This is a genomic window from Oceanobacillus halotolerans, assembly GCF_010993955.1.
Lineage (GTDB): Bacteria > Bacillota > Bacilli > Bacillales > Amphibacillaceae > Oceanibacillus_A > Oceanibacillus_A halotolerans.
In genome coordinates, this window is record NZ_WIXL01000014.1 from 67,825 (window position 1) to 82,748 (window position 14,924).

The window sequence follows — 14,924 nt, forward strand, 5'->3', positions numbered from 1 at the left end:
TATACTGCACATACTAAGTTATATTTAAAGTAGGAGGGTATGTTTATGGATGCCGTATCCGTTTTTGCCCTTGGTGGCTTAAATGAAATCGGGAAAAACATGTACGCGATTGAGTGTGGAAATGATATTGTCCTAATCGATTGTGGCAATAAGTTTCCTGATGAGAGTTTATTAGGAATTGATTTAATCATCCCTGATATCTCTTACCTTATCGAAAATAAAGACCGAGTGCGTGCCTTAATTGTGACACACGGCCATGAGGATCATATTGGAGGAGTCCCGTTCTTCTTAAAAGAAGTAAATGTACCAGTCTATGCGACGAGATTTACAATGGGACTAATTGAAAACAAATTAAAAGAACATCGATTTTTACGAGAGAGTGAACTGATTGAAATCAACCCAGATTCAGAAGTACAAATCGGTGACATGACGATTAGCTTTTTCAAAGTGAACCATAGTATTCCAGATTGTTTAGGAATTGTATTTAACACTCCAGAAGGAACAATTGTACATACTGGGGACTTCAAGTTTGATTGGACCCCTGCAAGTGGTGAGCGGGCTGATATTCACAAAATGGCTGCTATTGGAGATAAAGGGGTACTGCTTTTATTATCGGAAAGTACCAATGCAGAGCGACAAGGATTTACACCTTCTGAACATATGGTGGGCGAAAATTTGGAACAGATCTTTATCCAGGCAAAACAAAAGATATTTGTCTCGACTTTCGCTTCCAATGTTAGTCGTATCCAACAGGTTGTTCATGCAGCAGAGAAAACCAATCGAAAAATAGCCTTGCTTGGTAGGTCCATGGTGAATGTCGTAAAGATTGCAAAGGACCGTGGCTACCTAACCATTCCAAACGGGATGTTAATCGATGCCCGTGATATAAATGACATGCCACCAGAAAAGGTTACGATTTTATGTACTGGGAGCCAAGGAGAGACGATGGCCGCTCTTAGTCGGCTATCAACTGGAAACTTTCGTGATGTTGAAGTGTTACCAGAAGATACAGTGATCCTTGCAGCAGGTCCAATTCCTGGAAATGAAAAGAGTGTTACAGCGATTGTGGACAATTTGTATAAACTGGGAGCTCATGTCATTTATGGATCAGGAAGTAGTTCTGGCATGCATGTTTCTGGACATGGGTATCAAGAAGATTTAAGACTCATGCTTACCCTTATGAAGCCGAAATACTTTATTCCGATTCACGGTGAATATCGCATGCTGCATCACCACCGAATGCTCGCAGAATCAGTAGGTGTAGAGGAAGGCAACACCTTTATCTTGAAAAATGGAGAAGTAGTGGATATTGAAAATGCTACTGCCCGTAGTACAAGAAACATCCCGAGTGGTAACACGTACGTTGATGGACTGGATGTAGGAGAAATGGAATTTGTATTACGTGACCGTAAACGAATAGCAGAAGATGGAATGCTCATGATCATCATCCCAATGAATAAACAGGAAGAAAAGCTACTTGCCGAACCTGAATTTATTTCACGTGGATTTGTCGATCAAAATTTCACTGAACTCCGAAAAGAAATGAATCGAATTACGGTTGAAACCATCAACGAACTGCATGAAGCCAATCGAAACTCGTGGAATGTCATGAAAAAACAGGTAAAAAGGTCCATCGCAAAATATGTAAAAGACCGTACGAAGAAGGAACCAATGATTGTTCCTATCTTGATGGATATTTAAAATAAGTAGAATGTATCTGGTCAGTTCCACACTAAATGTTAGTAAAGTGAGAGCTGACCCTGATTTTTAAGGCGAAGAATTGTGATACCCTTATTTTTGCAGTGAAATTGACATAAAAATAGGCTTGAACCCTTATGAATACTAGGGTTTTGGCTGTTTTTATTTGTCATAAAGTTGTAGTGTTATTTTCAATATCGTTTTCATCTTCTTGTGAGTGGTAAGTAATTGGAAGTTCTGTGATAGGTGCTTCTATACTATGAAACGATGGTCCTTTTAAAAAGGTAAGAAAAAGTTGGTGTTATTACTGCTTGGGATAGGAGAGGCTACGTCCAGCCTCGAGCGATTCCTCGAGCGATTGACGTCCTAGTGACGATAGACATAAGGACGCACGAGTTTTTATCGGCCAGCATCTACGCCCTAGAGGTCATAAGTCAATCCTCATTACGCGCAAAAAGCAACACGTCGAGGCTTGGCTTATGCTTGGCAGATAAAAAATAAAACTTTCTCACTGCATAAGTGCAACTAAGGCTTGTCGCCATAAGGACTTGGCGACAAGCCAAGTTTTCTAATCGGGGGTGATCAAGGCGCTTCTAGCTTTTGTTCCACGTTAGGAAAGTATAAAATTTTAGCTAAGAAGTAGACTCGACGTTGCTAATATTTTAATGTCCTAAGTATAAGAAAAACGAACACATTCGCTAAAGGACGAGCGAATGAGAGTTTTTCTAACTATTTGCGATACTAGGCAACAATAGTTCATTATCCCCATACCTGTTAAATAATTAGTTATTTCGGATGGCCGTAATCAATAGCGCATATATGCCCTATATCGAGGAACCAGTGGATTATCGGCTTGTTATTCAAGTTTTTTTAGGGAAAGCAAGGGAAATGAATGAACATATAAACAAGCACCTGTGCTCATCGCTACAAGTGCTTGTTTTTCACTTCTTCGTCATTTGTTTTCTCTCTTCCATTTGAAATGGTTCTTCCATCCAGCCATTCTTAATCAATATCTTTGCACCTTTATGCGCATATTCAAAGATATCTTTAGAAAAAGCAGTCATTTTTGTTGGTAGATCATTCCGAAAACTGAAAGCAGTTCCTAAAGAGTTAGCTCCCAACGAAAAACTACAAAAAAGACTGACGCAATACAACATGATTTTATCAGAGAATGGAGCTACGGTTGAACGGGTTGCATTCCCACCGGACGGGACAGGTGCCTGGATACCACTTTCTAATAGTGTTTCACTTAACTCCTTTATAACACTTTTCGAAAGCTCTGCCCCTTCATTAAAATAATTTTTTACTTGTATTTCATTTGCACATTGAGCAAAACCTAAAATCATTTGCAATCCAGTAACGTTTGATTCAATAGCATGATGAAGATGAGCAACTTCTACCGTGTTCAATGACCGTTTTTCACTGAATGGATTAATGGGAAGTCCTCCTAAATAACTTGTATTTTTCACAAATTCAGCTGTTTTTGGCATAGAGACATAAGGAGGACGAGAAAGCATTCCTTTTTCAAGTAAATATTGCGTACATTGATTGTAATAGGATTGTGTTATGGCAGTGAGTTCTTTAAAGAAGATGATAATGTCTTCTCGATAGGACATGGTTATATTGAGAGAATGCAAAGCCATACTTATTTCATTAATTAAGCGAACAAACATGATGTCAAAACCATTATCATATAGTTTTGGTACCTCTTTGTTGACATCTTCCTCCGTATACCCAACTGGAATAGCAGCACCTTCTTCTTTAAGTACACTTACAATTTGATCCACATATGGAGAAATATCGTTATACAAGTTAGTCATGATTTCTTCTGCTTTTTCATCATCCGATTTTTCAATGAAATATTCTAACATCCGTAGTATCATTGTTTTTTGTTGATAGGTAATCCATAGTGCACCTAGTTCAGAGGATGTAATTGTAGGTTTTGTTGGCATAAATGTTACCTCCTAATACTGACTATAACCCTAGTATGATTTGATGCTTTTTTTTTATACGAAGGATTATTGAGATGAACGGGGAGCTAAGGTCAGACCCCAAGATGCGGCTGAGTTTTGAACGAATGCAGCATATGATTCATATAACGGAAGATCTGCTTGGATTTATTTCGGTAGTCCGAATTTTTTAATTTGCTGAACACGCACTAAAAATTTCAGTTATTTTCCCCTAAAATGTTACAATGAAAGTATAATGTCCATAAGTAATGCAATAAAACTACTTTATAGGAGTGAGATAATTGCGGGAAAAACACTTGGAAAGAGTAAAGAACGGAAAAGGCTTTATTGCAGCACTTGATCAAAGTGGTGGGAGTACACCAAAAGCACTTTCTGCGTATGGCATTTCGGAAGATCAATATTCCACTAAAGCCGAAATGTTTGATCTTGTGCATGAGATGAGAACTCGAATTATTACAGCACCAGCATTTGATTCGGAGTATATCCTCGGCGCCATTTTATTTGAGCAAACGATGGATCGTGAAATCGAAGGCAAGTATACTGGCGATTATTTAGCGGAGGAAAAAGGAATTGTACCATTCCTTAAAGTGGATAAAGGACTTGCCGAGCTGTCTAATGGTGTTCAGATGATGAAACCAATTCATGATCTTGATGAAACACTGGAGAGAGCCAACAAGCGTCGTATGTTTGGAACAAAAATGCGTTCAGTGATTAAAGAGGCAAACAAAGATGGAATTAAAGCAGTAGTGGATCAACAATTCGAAATCGGTAAAAAGATTATCGATGCAGGACTTGTTCCAATCATAGAGCCAGAAGTTGATATTCATAGTACTGATAAAGAGCAATCGGAAGTAATATTGAAGCAAGAAATCAAAAAACATCTTGATCAATTAAAAGAAAACGAACTAGTGATGTTGAAGCTAACTATTCCTACAAAAGAAAATCTTTATAAAGAGCTTATCGAACATCCACAAGTTGTTCGTGTCGTAGCGCTATCTGGCGGGTATTCCAGAGATGAAGCAAATGCAAAGCTAAAAGAAAACGAAGGCTTAATCGCAAGTTTCTCTAGAGCGTTGAGTGAAAATTTAAATGTAAATCAGACGGATGAAGAATTTAATGCTGCTTTAAAAGAAGCGGTTGATTCTATTTATGACGCGTCGGTAAATAAAAAATAAATATAAAATGATTTAAAACCCTTACAAATGGTGCGATATCATCATTTGTGAGGGTTTTTATTTCCAATCAATACAAAAATTTAGATTTTTCCCTCAAAATGGACATATAAATAACGTACTATAGAAGATAAATATTTTTAGTGGGAGTAGTGATAGGATGAAGATTGTAATAATTGGTGGTACTGGAACAATAGGAAAAGCTGTGGCTGATCGGCTAAAACTGGATCATGAGGTAATAACTGCTAGTAAAACAAATGGAGATTATAAACTAGACATAACATCCAAAGCGAGTATTGAACAAATGTATAAAGATATACCAGATATTGATGCTGTTATAAGCACTACGGGAGCATCTCACTTTGGGAAGTTAAGTGAGCTTACACCAGAACAAAATGAAATAGCCATCGAAAGCAAATTAAAAGGACAAGTGAATCTGGTACTGATTGGACAACATTATATTAATGAGGGTGGAAGTTTTACATTAACAACTGGAATTATGATGGACGACCCAATTGTAAATGGAACCTCAGCAGCTATGGCGAATGGTGGGGTTGCTAGCTTTGTACAATCTGCAGCAATTGAATTAAAACGGAATATACGGATTAATACGGTAAGTCCATCTGTCCTAGAAGAATCCTTAGGTAAATATGGAAAATTCTTCAAGGGATTCAACCCAGTACCTGCTAGCAAAGTTGCAAATGCATATGTGAAAAGTGTTGAAGGTGCACAAACTGGACAAGTTTATCGAGTGTATTAGAAAAGACACGTGATTTGTTTGTCCAATTCTACCAATAAGAATTGGACAAACGATCCTATTAAACTTCTAAACCTGCGATCCCAAAACCACCAGGTCCAGAATGCGTCGAAATCATCGCACCTGCTTGCATCCAGATGATCTGTTGAAACCCATGTTTAATTGCCAGTTCCTCCATGTGTTGCTTGATCTCCTCATCAAGGCCAATCGAATAGATTAAATAGAGCTGTTTTCGATCAATGTTATACTTCTGTAAATAGTCCCGCATCAGTTTTTCTGCAACTCTAATCATTTTTCCGCGGTATTTTTTGTTCGAAACAAGATTTCCGTTGATTAATTCAATACGAGGTTTTATTCGTAATAAAGCTCCTCCGAGATAGGCCATATTACTGACACGTCCACCTGCTCTTAAAAATTCCAAGCTTCCAGGAACGAAGGCAAGCCTCGATTTCGGGATGATCGCTTTTATTTTTTCTACTAATTTACTCGGTTCGATTGTTGGGTCTTGCTCTAACAGGGTGACAGCATGCATGACAATTGCAGTTAATCCCCCTGTAACATTCAATGCATCAATAAGGATAAGGTTGTCAAATTCTTCTGATGCAATCACCGCGTTTTGAAACGATGAAGAGGCTTTTGATGTATAGCCAATATGAACAATGGTACAGTCTGGATTTGTTTCTTGGATCTTTGTAAAAAAGTCATGATATTCTTGGGAATTAGTCGATGATGTAGAAGGAATTTTTTTGGTACGTTCATAAAAATCATAGATATCCTCTACAGGTATTGACCCATCTAAATAATCCTGATTGTCCATGATAATATGCATGGGGACAATTTGAATATTATGTTTTACAGCTAATTCCTTTGGTATATCTGCACCACTTTCTGTCGATAAAATAATGTTACTCATGATACCCCACCATTCCGTAAAAGCAATTTTTGATTCAGTATTTCCTTTGCTCTCCTAAGCATACATGAAAAGAGGGGAGAATACATCGAATCTTTGTAAAAAAGTGAGATTCATCCTATGTAACGGGCAGTAAGCCTTCCACTGATGGAAGGGTTACGTTTATCAACCAAACATTTATTTATATCATTTGGTTGGTTGCATCATCATTTATGTTGCAAATGCAACATAATTCATATATAGTAACAGTGTACTATTTTTTGTTGTATTTGCAACAATAAATCAACCTAAGGAGTTTGCTATGAAGGATATTCTTCGCGAAATTGGCATGATAGCAAGAGCATTGGATTCCATAAGTAATATTGAATTTAAAGAATATGAACTGACAAAAGGACAATATTTGTACCTTGTACGAATATGTGAGAACCCAGGAATCATTCAAGAAAAATTGGCGGAAATGATTAAGGTAGATCGAACGACAGCTGCTCGTGCAGTAAAAAAACTTGAAATGAATGGATTTATTGAGAAAAGAGAGGATTCCCATAACAAAAAAATAAAAAAACTCTTTCCAACTGAGAAAGGGAATAAGGTTTACCCTCTTATCATAAGAGAGAATGATTATTCCAATTCTGTGGCGTTACATGGTTTTTCCAGAAAAGAAGAAGAAACGATATCTCTTCTTCTTCAACGAGTGCGAAAAAATATAGAAATTGATTGGGAATTTGTGAAAAAAGGAAACAAAAGAAATTATTAATGATAGTAAGGAGTGACGTATATGACTATACATATCAGAAAATGCACCAAGGAAGACGTCCATAAACTTCAAGAAATAAGTTATGACACATTTAATGAAACATTTAAAGATCAGAATTCACCTGAGAATATGGATGCATATATGAATAAAGCATTTACGATAAAACAGTTGGAAGAAGAATTATCTAACCCGTTTTCACAATTCTTTTTTGTTAATGTTCATGATGAAATTGCTGGGTACTTAAAAGTCAATAGTAATAATGCTCAGTCAGAAGAAATGGGAGAGGAAGCCCTGGAAATTGAGCGGATTTATATCAAAAGTGAATTTCAAAAACAAGGTCTTGGTAAATATATGTTCCATAAAGCGATCGAAATAGCTCAAAAAGATAATAAAACAAAAATCTGGTTAGGCGTATGGGAGAAAAATGAAAATGCAATCGATTTTTACAAGAAAATGGGGTTTGTTCAAACTGGAGCACATTCTTTTTATATGGGGGATGAGAAACAAATCGATTTGATTATGACCAAAACAATTGGTTAGTTTAAAAAAACTCAGATTCAATCTGAGTTTTTTTAGTCTAGATGTTTCAACGTTTCCTTTAATCCCTTGTTTATTACGTCAATTTGTCAGATGTGGGTCGTATCCTTTTCGTAAGTGTAAAAATAGTCAACAGTGGGTTCATCAATAAACGTCACGACGACAGCATTCATTTCTTCGTCCTCACCTATATCCACTACAGCTATTTCTTTTATATCCGCGTTTGGATCATACCCTTTTTCCTCTAAGTATGAAATCGTATCCTCTTTCAGTTTACCTTCTTCTATATGTACTACTAGTAAACGAATGCCAATCAATAATACCAAAACAGATAGAACGATAAGAATAATTACGTTCGTTTGATCATAATGACTCCACACTCTCTCTATTAATTCCAATCCTCTTATAGAAGATTCGCCTTGTTAGAAAAATCCTTCAAAATGCTAGTTTTTCCTCTTGTTGCTAAATTCCATTAAAATAGCCCCCAATAAGGAAACTCCCAAGACAACCGAAAGAATGATCATGATAACAATATCTAAAATTGGTTGATATCCTTGTGAAATAAATGCCATTTTAAAATAAACGATAGCAATACTGAATGCAGATACAATGGAGGGTATATATTTCATCACCTTGTTTGACTTCCTTTTTCCGTATCTATAAAGAAAAAATGAAGCAAAAGTAATCATAACTATTCCAATTAGGAAGGCCAGGTAATTGCTCATAACGATCTCCTTTTTAACTAATGCTATTTTTTAATAGATTTTTTTTAGTTTAACATAACATTTGTTTATCCTCAGGAAGAAGATGTGGTTGTTTGAGTTATATTGGGTTGTCCAATTAATGAAACATAATACAGAACATGCACAGCTGCAATTGATGGATGGAAGGAATAACTAGTTGCACAATGGAGTGATGATACACATTTATATAAGGTCTATCATGACTCCACTGGATCAAATCAAATTCAATTCCATATATCTACAGATGAGGTGAAGCAACATGAGCACCCATTTGTGATGCGCCAGTTAAGCGCGATTGCGGAAGCGGATGATTATGCGAGAGCCAATCAAAGGATGGAGTAAATGCAAAATGATAAATTATGGACAAAAGATTTTATATCAATATAAGTAGTGAATCTAGTAATGATGCTTTCGACTTTCTTACTAATTGTTACAATGGTCCCTTATGTTACGGACACCTATAATACGACTACTAGTATGGCAGGGTTAGTTTCTAGTAATCCAGTTTTTTCGCTCTTAATCAATTGCCAATGATAGAATAAATAACGTATAGTGGAAACTTGGGAATTAAGATAGAAATAGTAATAATTAAAGTATAGGAGTAGAAGAAATGGGTATTAATGACATCATTGTTTACATCGTCATATTCTTTTTTTGTTTAGGGGCAATTGATAAATGTATAGGCAATAAATGGGGGTTAGGAAAGCATTTCACAGAAGGGTTCATGACAATGGGACCGATTGCACTCGCAATGGTAGGTATTATTTCGTTAGCCCCAGTTCTTGCATCTATTCTAACTCCGTTTGTTGCACCTGTTTATGGATTAGTAGGAGCAGACCCTGCATCTTTTGCTAATACAATTATAGCTTTGGATTCAGGAGGTTATGCATTAGCAACCGAAATGTCTCAAGATCCAGATGCGGAATTATTTGCATGGGTGTTTTTAGGATCCATGATGGGTGCAACTATTGTTTTCACGATTCCTGTTGGGTTAGGAATTATCGAGAAAGAACATCATTCATTTTTTGCAAAAGGGATTTTATTAGGCTTCATAACAGTTCCCGTCGGCTGTTTAGTGGGTGGCATTGTTGCAGGTATTTCTCTATTGGTGATAATTCAAAACCTTATTCCAACGATTCTTTTGTCCATATTGATTTCGATTGGATTATGGAAATTTACAGACAAGATGATTGCTGGATTTTCGATATTGGCTAAGGTTATTGAGGTAGTGGCTATAATTGGATTAACTGCAATTTCGGTTGAGACGGTGACTGGATTTGTCGTTATTCCGAATATGACACCATTAATGGAGGGAATCGAAATTGTTGCACGGGTTGCTATATTTCTTGCAGGTGCGTTTCCATTAGTTGCCTTCATCTCTTTCGTCTTTAAGAAACTATTAAGGAAAGTAGGAGATTTAATCCATATCAATGAAACGTCTACAGCTGGACTAATGGCATCCTTAGCACATAACATTCCAATGTTCTCTATTTTTAAAGATATGGATGATCGAGGAAAAATCATTAATGTTGCCTTTGCAGTCAGTGGTTCTTTTGTGTTTGGAGCTCACTTAGGGTTTGCGGCAGGAGTGAATAAAGAGATTGTTTTTGCAATGATCATCGGAAAGCTTGTTGGAGGGGTAAGTGCTGTTTTCTTAGCGCTTGTTAGTACACGAGAGAAGAGAAGCATATAACGTATATATAACGTTAGCAACTTAATGCCTCTGCCCTCTAGAATTGTCTAATAATTAGTGTTATTATAGAAACATTCATTATTTTTTCACTAGAAAGGAGGAAAGGTGGAGTTATTTTAGCTGAGTTGAGAGAAGTAAGACAGTAGCGACATGATAAGTTGCCAAAAAAAGAGAATAGAAAGGATTGACAAAATGTCTAGTTTGAGTCGAGTTGAGGAGAGAGAAACAGTAAGTGTTGAGAAGAGAAAAAAGAAAAAGCTAGCAATGCCAGATGTGTATGTCATATTATTTAGTTTCTTATTGCTAGCATTTATAACTTCCTATATCCTTCCTTCAGGTACGTATGAACGAGTAGAAAAGGATGGAATTACACAGGTTGTTCCAGATAGTTTCCAATATATTGCCGCTGATCCACTAACGATTATGGATTTATTTAGTGCGATTCAAAAGGGGCTAGTCGGTGCATCCGGCATTATTTTTATCATTTTAATTGTGGGTGGCATAATTAAAGTGATGGAACATACTGGAGCGATTGATGCGGGAATCCATTCATTGATTCGAAAGTCAAAAGGAAATCAAAACCTATTAATCTTTACCTTCTGTACTATTTTTGCAGTGATTTCTTCGATGGGAATTGCTCCAAACCTTACGATTGCCTTTGTGCCAATTGGGATTTTATTAGCGAAAAAGTTGAATCTTGACCCTATTGTTGGCTTGGCGATGGTATTCTTAGGTGCGTATGCTGGATTTGCTGGTGGTGTATTTGATCCCGTTGTGACGGTAATGGGTCAAATGATTGCTGGTGTACCTATTTTTTCCGGCGCATTATTTCGGGTTGTTGTGTTCTTAGCTTTTGTGACAGTGACCATCCTATATATCAGTAGGTATGCCAAAAAGGACAAGGCAAAAGCGCCCCATCAGTTGGTTCAAGAAGATGATGCTCAAGATGAAGCATTTGAGAAGGCGACTCCATTTACAAATGCACATAAATTCATTATCTTCCTGTTTTTCGCAGCAATTGGCCTGTTTCTCTATGGTTCATTGCAGCATAGCTGGTCCATTAATGAATTATCCGCTATTTTTCTTATGTTAGGGTTTGCGGTAGCTTTCGTTGCCAGAATAACCCCTAATGAGTTTGTGAGCGTTTTTATATCTGGTGTAAGTAGAGTCATGTACGGTGCTTTAGTGGTTGGGGTAGCAGGAGCAGTTATTGTTGTCTTACAGGATGCACAAGTAGTTGATACGATTGTACATGGCGTTTCATCTGCATTAAACAACTTTACACCTGTTGTATCGATGGTAATGTTGTATGTCTTTAACCTATTATTTAATGGGATTGTATCGTCAGGATCAGGACAGGCAGCTATTGTCATGCCGATCATGGTGCCAATTGGAGATATGTTAGAAGTAACACGGCAATCCGTCTTCATTACCTTTAAGTTAGGGGATGCAGTGACCAATATTATTACCCCATTATCTGGGACATTGATGGCATGCTTAGCCATTGCGAAAGTATCTTACGTGAAATGGGTAAAATTTGTTTTCCCATTGTTGCTCATTTGGTTAGTGCTAGGCGGTGTGTTTGTCGCAGTAGCAGTGATGATCAATTATGGACCGTTTTAAAGTAGGAGAATAGGATTAGTGGAGAGTATCGATAGAATGGGAAAGGATGGAAATAATGAAACAACAAGTAATGGATTATATCGATCAAAGTAGAGATGAGATGCTAGCTTTATGGGAAGAGTTCGTGAATGTAGAAAGTGCTAAAGACCATAAAGCTGGAATAGATTCATTGATTTCTAAGGTAGAAGAGATCTTACAAGCGGAGAATTTTCAGACGAGAGTCATCTCCTATGAAAAGGCGGGAAATGCTGTTGTAGCTGAATTTGGTGATGTTGAGAAGGAGAAGCCGATTATTTTTATCGGCCATGTTGACACCGTATTTCCAAAGGGGTTTTTAGCCGATCATCCATTTCAAATCAAAGATGGGATAGCCTATGGACCAGGAATACTGGATATGAAAGGCGGCGTTGTGTCGATCTTATATGCGGTGAAGGCATTACGAGCAGCGAATTTTGATACCTATCCACTAAAGGTCATGATTGTCGGGGACGAAGAAAGTGCTCACGTTGATTCTGATGCGAAAAACATGCTATTAGAGGAATCGAAAAATGGAGCCTTTGCCTTTAATACAGAGACTGGTAATCTAGAAAACAATCTATCTATTGGTAGAGCAGGTGGGTCCATTTTTGAATTAGAGGTTTATGGCGTTGCGAGTCATACTGGGATTGACTGGAAAAGTGGACGTAATGCCATTATTGAACTTTCCAACAAGATGATTGAAATAGATGCAGCTTCCAATCATGAGGCAGGCTATACCTATAATGTGACACTTGTAGAAGGTGGATCTGCACCAAATACAACACCAGATTATGCGAAGGCATCTATTGGCACAAGATGCCAAACAAAAGCCCAACAAGAAATGATGCATCAGAAGCTAGAAGAAATTAGTGCAAAGACTTTTATAGAAGGAACAAAGACAACGCTAACCTATTTAGGTGGTTTTGATCCGATGGAAGTGTCAGATAAAAACCGAGCGTTATTCGAAGTTGTTAAAAAGACGGCAATAGAGCTTGGCATGGATGAGCCCAATGCTGTAGTCAGTAAAGGGAGTTCTGATTCTGCATACTCTCAATCTGCTGGTGTGCCAACGGTTTGCTCACTGGGGCCGGTAGGAGATGGAAACCATACCCCACATGAATATGCGATTGTGGAGACGTTGTTTGAGCGTTGTAAGCTTTTAGCTGTAACGGTTTTGAATGTATAGGGATTGAATAAAGGAAGGGTCTCTTTCTACTGATGGGAAGAGGCTTTTTTCTTCCTGGCATGAAACTTCTTCTCCCTTATCTAGGTAATGGGGGACGCTTCCTCTTTGAAAAAATTGTATAGAGAAACGATAATAGACCATACCATTTATATGCTAAATGCTGTGAATTACATGAAACTGAGCCAATATTTATGTATACCTGCACTTGAGCTGAATATATGTATATCTTAACGCTAACATAATATTCAAAAAATTAATCCAGATAATAAGGAAACTAGGAAAATCAGTTTCAAACTAATCCTACTATTTGTAAGATTAGACATATAATGCTAATAATAAAGGAAGAATACTATATTGGTGGTGGACGTTATATGGAAAATCGGAAATTAAAAGATTTAGAGATTCCTCCTATTGCTTTAGGGACTTGGTCTTGGGGAAATGGAGCCAATGGTGGAGATACCGTTTTTGGTAATAACCTTCATGAGTCGGATTTAAAGCCTGTTTTTGATGAAGCAATGCGTGCTGGATTTAATTTGTGGGACACTGCAGCCGTTTATGGGATGGGTGCTTCCGAGACGATCTTAGGGAAGTTTATTAAAGATGAATCAAATGTGGTCATCTCAACTAAATTCACGCCAGGAAGACATGAGGTGATGGAACAAACCCTTGATGAAAGTTTAAATCGATTAGGCGTAAACCATGCCGACATTTATTGGATACATAATCCCAAGGATGTACAAAAATGGACAGCGGAGTTAATTCCATTAATGAAAAGCGGAAAAATAAAACATGCTGGCGTTTCCAACCATAACCTAGAGGAAATTAAGCTAGCAGCCTCTATCCTAGAAGCAGAAGGCCTACAACTTTCAGCAGTCCAAAACCATTACAGTTTACTATATCGTTCATCGGAAGAAGCAGGAATTATTGACTGGTGTAATGAAAATAATGTCGTGTTCTTTTCGTATATGGTGTTGGAACAAGGTGCGTTAACAGGGAAATATCATGCCGGAAATCCGTTTAAACCTGGAACGAGAAGAGGGGATGCCTTTAATGTGGAGGTTCTTCAACAATTAACACCATTACTTTACGTGTTGGAAAGAATAGGGAAAACATATGAAGTGGAGCCAACACAAATTGCCATTGCATGGGCAATAGCCAAACAAACGTTGCCAATTATTGGTGTTACCAAAGCTCGACATGTTGAGGGAGCCATATTAGCTGCCAATATTAATTTGACTGAATCAGAAATAAAGGAATTAGAAGAAGCTGCCAAAGAAACAGGAGTTGAGATAAAAGGAGCTTGGGAGAAGAAGATGCAATAAGGCGTGATAAAGGAACTTTTAGTTGTGCATGAAAAGAAATTTAAGTAATCTAGGACAAATGCCCTTCCCATTTAGTTAATCAGTCATATGTTGTAAATGTAGCCATAAAAAAAGGAGGCATTTTTAATGAGTGCACACTTTGGCGGAAGCTTTGCATTGATCGTTGTGTTGTTTATTCTGCTAATTATCGTAGGAACGTCCTATGTTGGAGGCTATGGCGCATATTAATAGATTAATGATATAACCAAAAGGGGTACGGCAATCTCATCCTGTCGTGCCCCTTTTTTTATTAGGTTGTTTTCTAAAAGATTGTTGATTTCAAGTATGAAACGTCATGCATATAAGATGTATTATGCGCAATAAAATAGTGCTGTTGATTTCCACTCCAGACAGTCGCTTTCACCACGGGCATAATGCGACATCTGTTCAAACTTTTGTTTTCACAGTGTCTACTTTACCGCAGGCACGGCCTCAGCCTCCCTCTATAAAAGTTGATAAATCAACGCTTATAGCGATTTTAAATTAATGAAAAAAATTTTTC

General features: G+C 37.4%; 14 protein-coding genes. 10 read left to right on the plus strand and 4 right to left on the minus strand.

The features are described from left to right. The first annotated feature begins 45 nt into the window (after nucleotides 1-45). The gene (locus GHC26_RS13850) at nucleotides 46-1,701 is read left to right on the plus strand and encodes a ribonuclease J (RefSeq protein ID WP_163971843.1); all 1,656 of its coding nucleotides are present in this window, start codon (nucleotides 46-48) and stop codon (nucleotides 1,699-1,701) included. A 938-nt stretch (nucleotides 1,702-2,639) separates the two neighbouring features. Here GHC26_RS13850 and GHC26_RS13855 read toward each other — a convergent pair. Continuing rightward, on the minus strand, nucleotides 2,640-3,650 hold the full coding sequence (locus tag GHC26_RS13855; protein WP_163971844.1) for a DUF3231 family protein: 1,011 nt from the start codon (nucleotides 3,648-3,650) through the stop codon (nucleotides 2,640-2,642). Between the two features lie 299 nt (nucleotides 3,651-3,949). On the opposite strand from GHC26_RS13855, the gene GHC26_RS13860 reads away from it, so the two are divergent. Both GHC26_RS13860 and GHC26_RS13865 read left to right on the plus strand, forming a co-directional pair. Further along, nucleotides 3,950-4,843 carry a fructose bisphosphate aldolase gene (locus tag GHC26_RS13860; protein ID WP_163971845.1) on the plus strand — a complete coding sequence of 298 codons (894 nt, stop codon included), beginning with the start codon at nucleotides 3,950-3,952 and terminating at the stop codon, nucleotides 4,841-4,843. 157 nt (nucleotides 4,844-5,000) lie between these two features. Further along, complete coding sequence (locus GHC26_RS13865; RefSeq protein WP_163971846.1) at nucleotides 5,001-5,600, plus strand: short chain dehydrogenase; 600 nt, start codon at nucleotides 5,001-5,003, stop codon at nucleotides 5,598-5,600. Between the two features lie 58 nt (nucleotides 5,601-5,658). Here GHC26_RS13865 and GHC26_RS13870 read toward each other — a convergent pair whose 3' ends face one another. After that, nucleotides 5,659-6,510, minus strand: a complete 852-nt coding sequence (locus GHC26_RS13870) for a DegV family protein (RefSeq protein WP_163971847.1) — start codon at nucleotides 6,508-6,510, stop codon at nucleotides 5,659-5,661. Between the two features lie 298 nt (nucleotides 6,511-6,808). Here GHC26_RS13870 and GHC26_RS13875 point away from each other — a divergent pair, with 298 nt between their 5' ends. Together GHC26_RS13875 and GHC26_RS13880 are read left to right on the plus strand one after the other, a co-directional pair. Next, entirely contained in the window at nucleotides 6,809-7,261 is a 453-nt protein-coding gene (locus GHC26_RS13875; protein WP_163971848.1) for a MarR family winged helix-turn-helix transcriptional regulator, read from the plus strand. Between the two features lie 21 nt (nucleotides 7,262-7,282). Continuing rightward, nucleotides 7,283-7,801 carry a GNAT family N-acetyltransferase gene (locus tag GHC26_RS13880; protein WP_163971849.1) on the plus strand — a complete coding sequence of 173 codons (519 nt, stop codon included), beginning with the start codon at nucleotides 7,283-7,285 and terminating at the stop codon, nucleotides 7,799-7,801. 86 nt (nucleotides 7,802-7,887) lie between these two features. On the opposite strand, the gene GHC26_RS13885 is transcribed toward GHC26_RS13880, so the two are convergent. Both GHC26_RS13885 and GHC26_RS13890 read right to left on the minus strand, forming a co-directional pair. Further along, nucleotides 7,888-8,196, minus strand: a complete 309-nt coding sequence (locus tag GHC26_RS13885) for a DUF3139 domain-containing protein (RefSeq protein ID WP_163971850.1) — start codon at nucleotides 8,194-8,196, stop codon at nucleotides 7,888-7,890. Nucleotides 8,197-8,241: 45 nt separating this feature from the next. After that, nucleotides 8,242-8,430: a hypothetical protein gene (locus GHC26_RS13890; RefSeq protein WP_163971851.1), complete on the minus strand. Its 189-nt coding sequence runs from the start codon at nucleotides 8,428-8,430 to the stop codon at nucleotides 8,242-8,244. A gap of 721 nt (nucleotides 8,431-9,151) precedes the next feature. Here GHC26_RS13890 and eutH point away from each other — a divergent pair. The 5 genes from eutH (at nucleotide 9,152) to GHC26_RS13915 (ending at nucleotide 14,611) form a co-directional block, all read left to right on the plus strand. Further along, complete coding sequence (gene eutH / locus GHC26_RS13895) at nucleotides 9,152-10,234, plus strand: ethanolamine utilization protein EutH (RefSeq protein WP_163971852.1); 1,083 nt, start codon at nucleotides 9,152-9,154, stop codon at nucleotides 10,232-10,234. A 192-nt stretch (nucleotides 10,235-10,426) separates the two neighbouring features. Beyond that, entirely contained in the window at nucleotides 10,427-11,857 is a 1,431-nt protein-coding gene (locus tag GHC26_RS13900; RefSeq protein WP_163971853.1) for a YfcC family protein, read from the plus strand. Between the two features lie 55 nt (nucleotides 11,858-11,912). After that, nucleotides 11,913-13,061 (plus strand): M20 family metallopeptidase, encoded by a 1,149-nt coding sequence (locus GHC26_RS13905; RefSeq protein ID WP_163971854.1) that lies wholly within the window; start codon nucleotides 11,913-11,915, stop codon nucleotides 13,059-13,061. A 371-nt stretch (nucleotides 13,062-13,432) separates the two neighbouring features. Further along, complete coding sequence (locus GHC26_RS13910) at nucleotides 13,433-14,383, plus strand: aldo/keto reductase (RefSeq protein ID WP_163971855.1); 951 nt, start codon at nucleotides 13,433-13,435, stop codon at nucleotides 14,381-14,383. A 126-nt stretch (nucleotides 14,384-14,509) separates the two neighbouring features. Next, nucleotides 14,510-14,611 (plus strand): YjcZ family sporulation protein, encoded by a 102-nt coding sequence (locus GHC26_RS13915; protein WP_163971856.1) that lies wholly within the window; start codon nucleotides 14,510-14,512, stop codon nucleotides 14,609-14,611. The last annotated feature ends 313 nt before the right edge of the window (nucleotides 14,612-14,924 follow it).

Coding starts and splice junctions, on each gene's coding strand:
- GHC26_RS13915 (WP_163971856.1), top strand. CDS start 14,510: ATGAGTGCACACTTTGGCGGAAGCTTTGCATTGATCGTTGTGTTGTTT.
- GHC26_RS13870 (WP_163971847.1), bottom strand. CDS start 6,510: ATGAGTAACATTATTTTATCGACAGAAAGTGGTGCAGATATACCAAAG.
- eutH (WP_163971852.1), top strand. CDS start 9,152: ATGGGTATTAATGACATCATTGTTTACATCGTCATATTCTTTTTTTGT.
- GHC26_RS13855 (WP_163971844.1), bottom strand. CDS start 3,650: ATGCCAACAAAACCTACAATTACATCCTCTGAACTAGGTGCACTATGG.
- GHC26_RS13910 (WP_163971855.1), top strand. CDS start 13,433: ATGGAAAATCGGAAATTAAAAGATTTAGAGATTCCTCCTATTGCTTTA.
- GHC26_RS13880 (WP_163971849.1), top strand. CDS start 7,283: ATGACTATACATATCAGAAAATGCACCAAGGAAGACGTCCATAAACTT.
- GHC26_RS13875 (WP_163971848.1), top strand. CDS start 6,809: ATGAAGGATATTCTTCGCGAAATTGGCATGATAGCAAGAGCATTGGAT.
- GHC26_RS13905 (WP_163971854.1), top strand. CDS start 11,913: ATGAAACAACAAGTAATGGATTATATCGATCAAAGTAGAGATGAGATG.
- GHC26_RS13865 (WP_163971846.1), top strand. CDS start 5,001: ATGAAGATTGTAATAATTGGTGGTACTGGAACAATAGGAAAAGCTGTG.
- GHC26_RS13850 (WP_163971843.1), top strand. CDS start 46: ATGGATGCCGTATCCGTTTTTGCCCTTGGTGGCTTAAATGAAATCGGG.
- GHC26_RS13900 (WP_163971853.1), top strand. CDS start 10,427: ATGTCTAGTTTGAGTCGAGTTGAGGAGAGAGAAACAGTAAGTGTTGAG.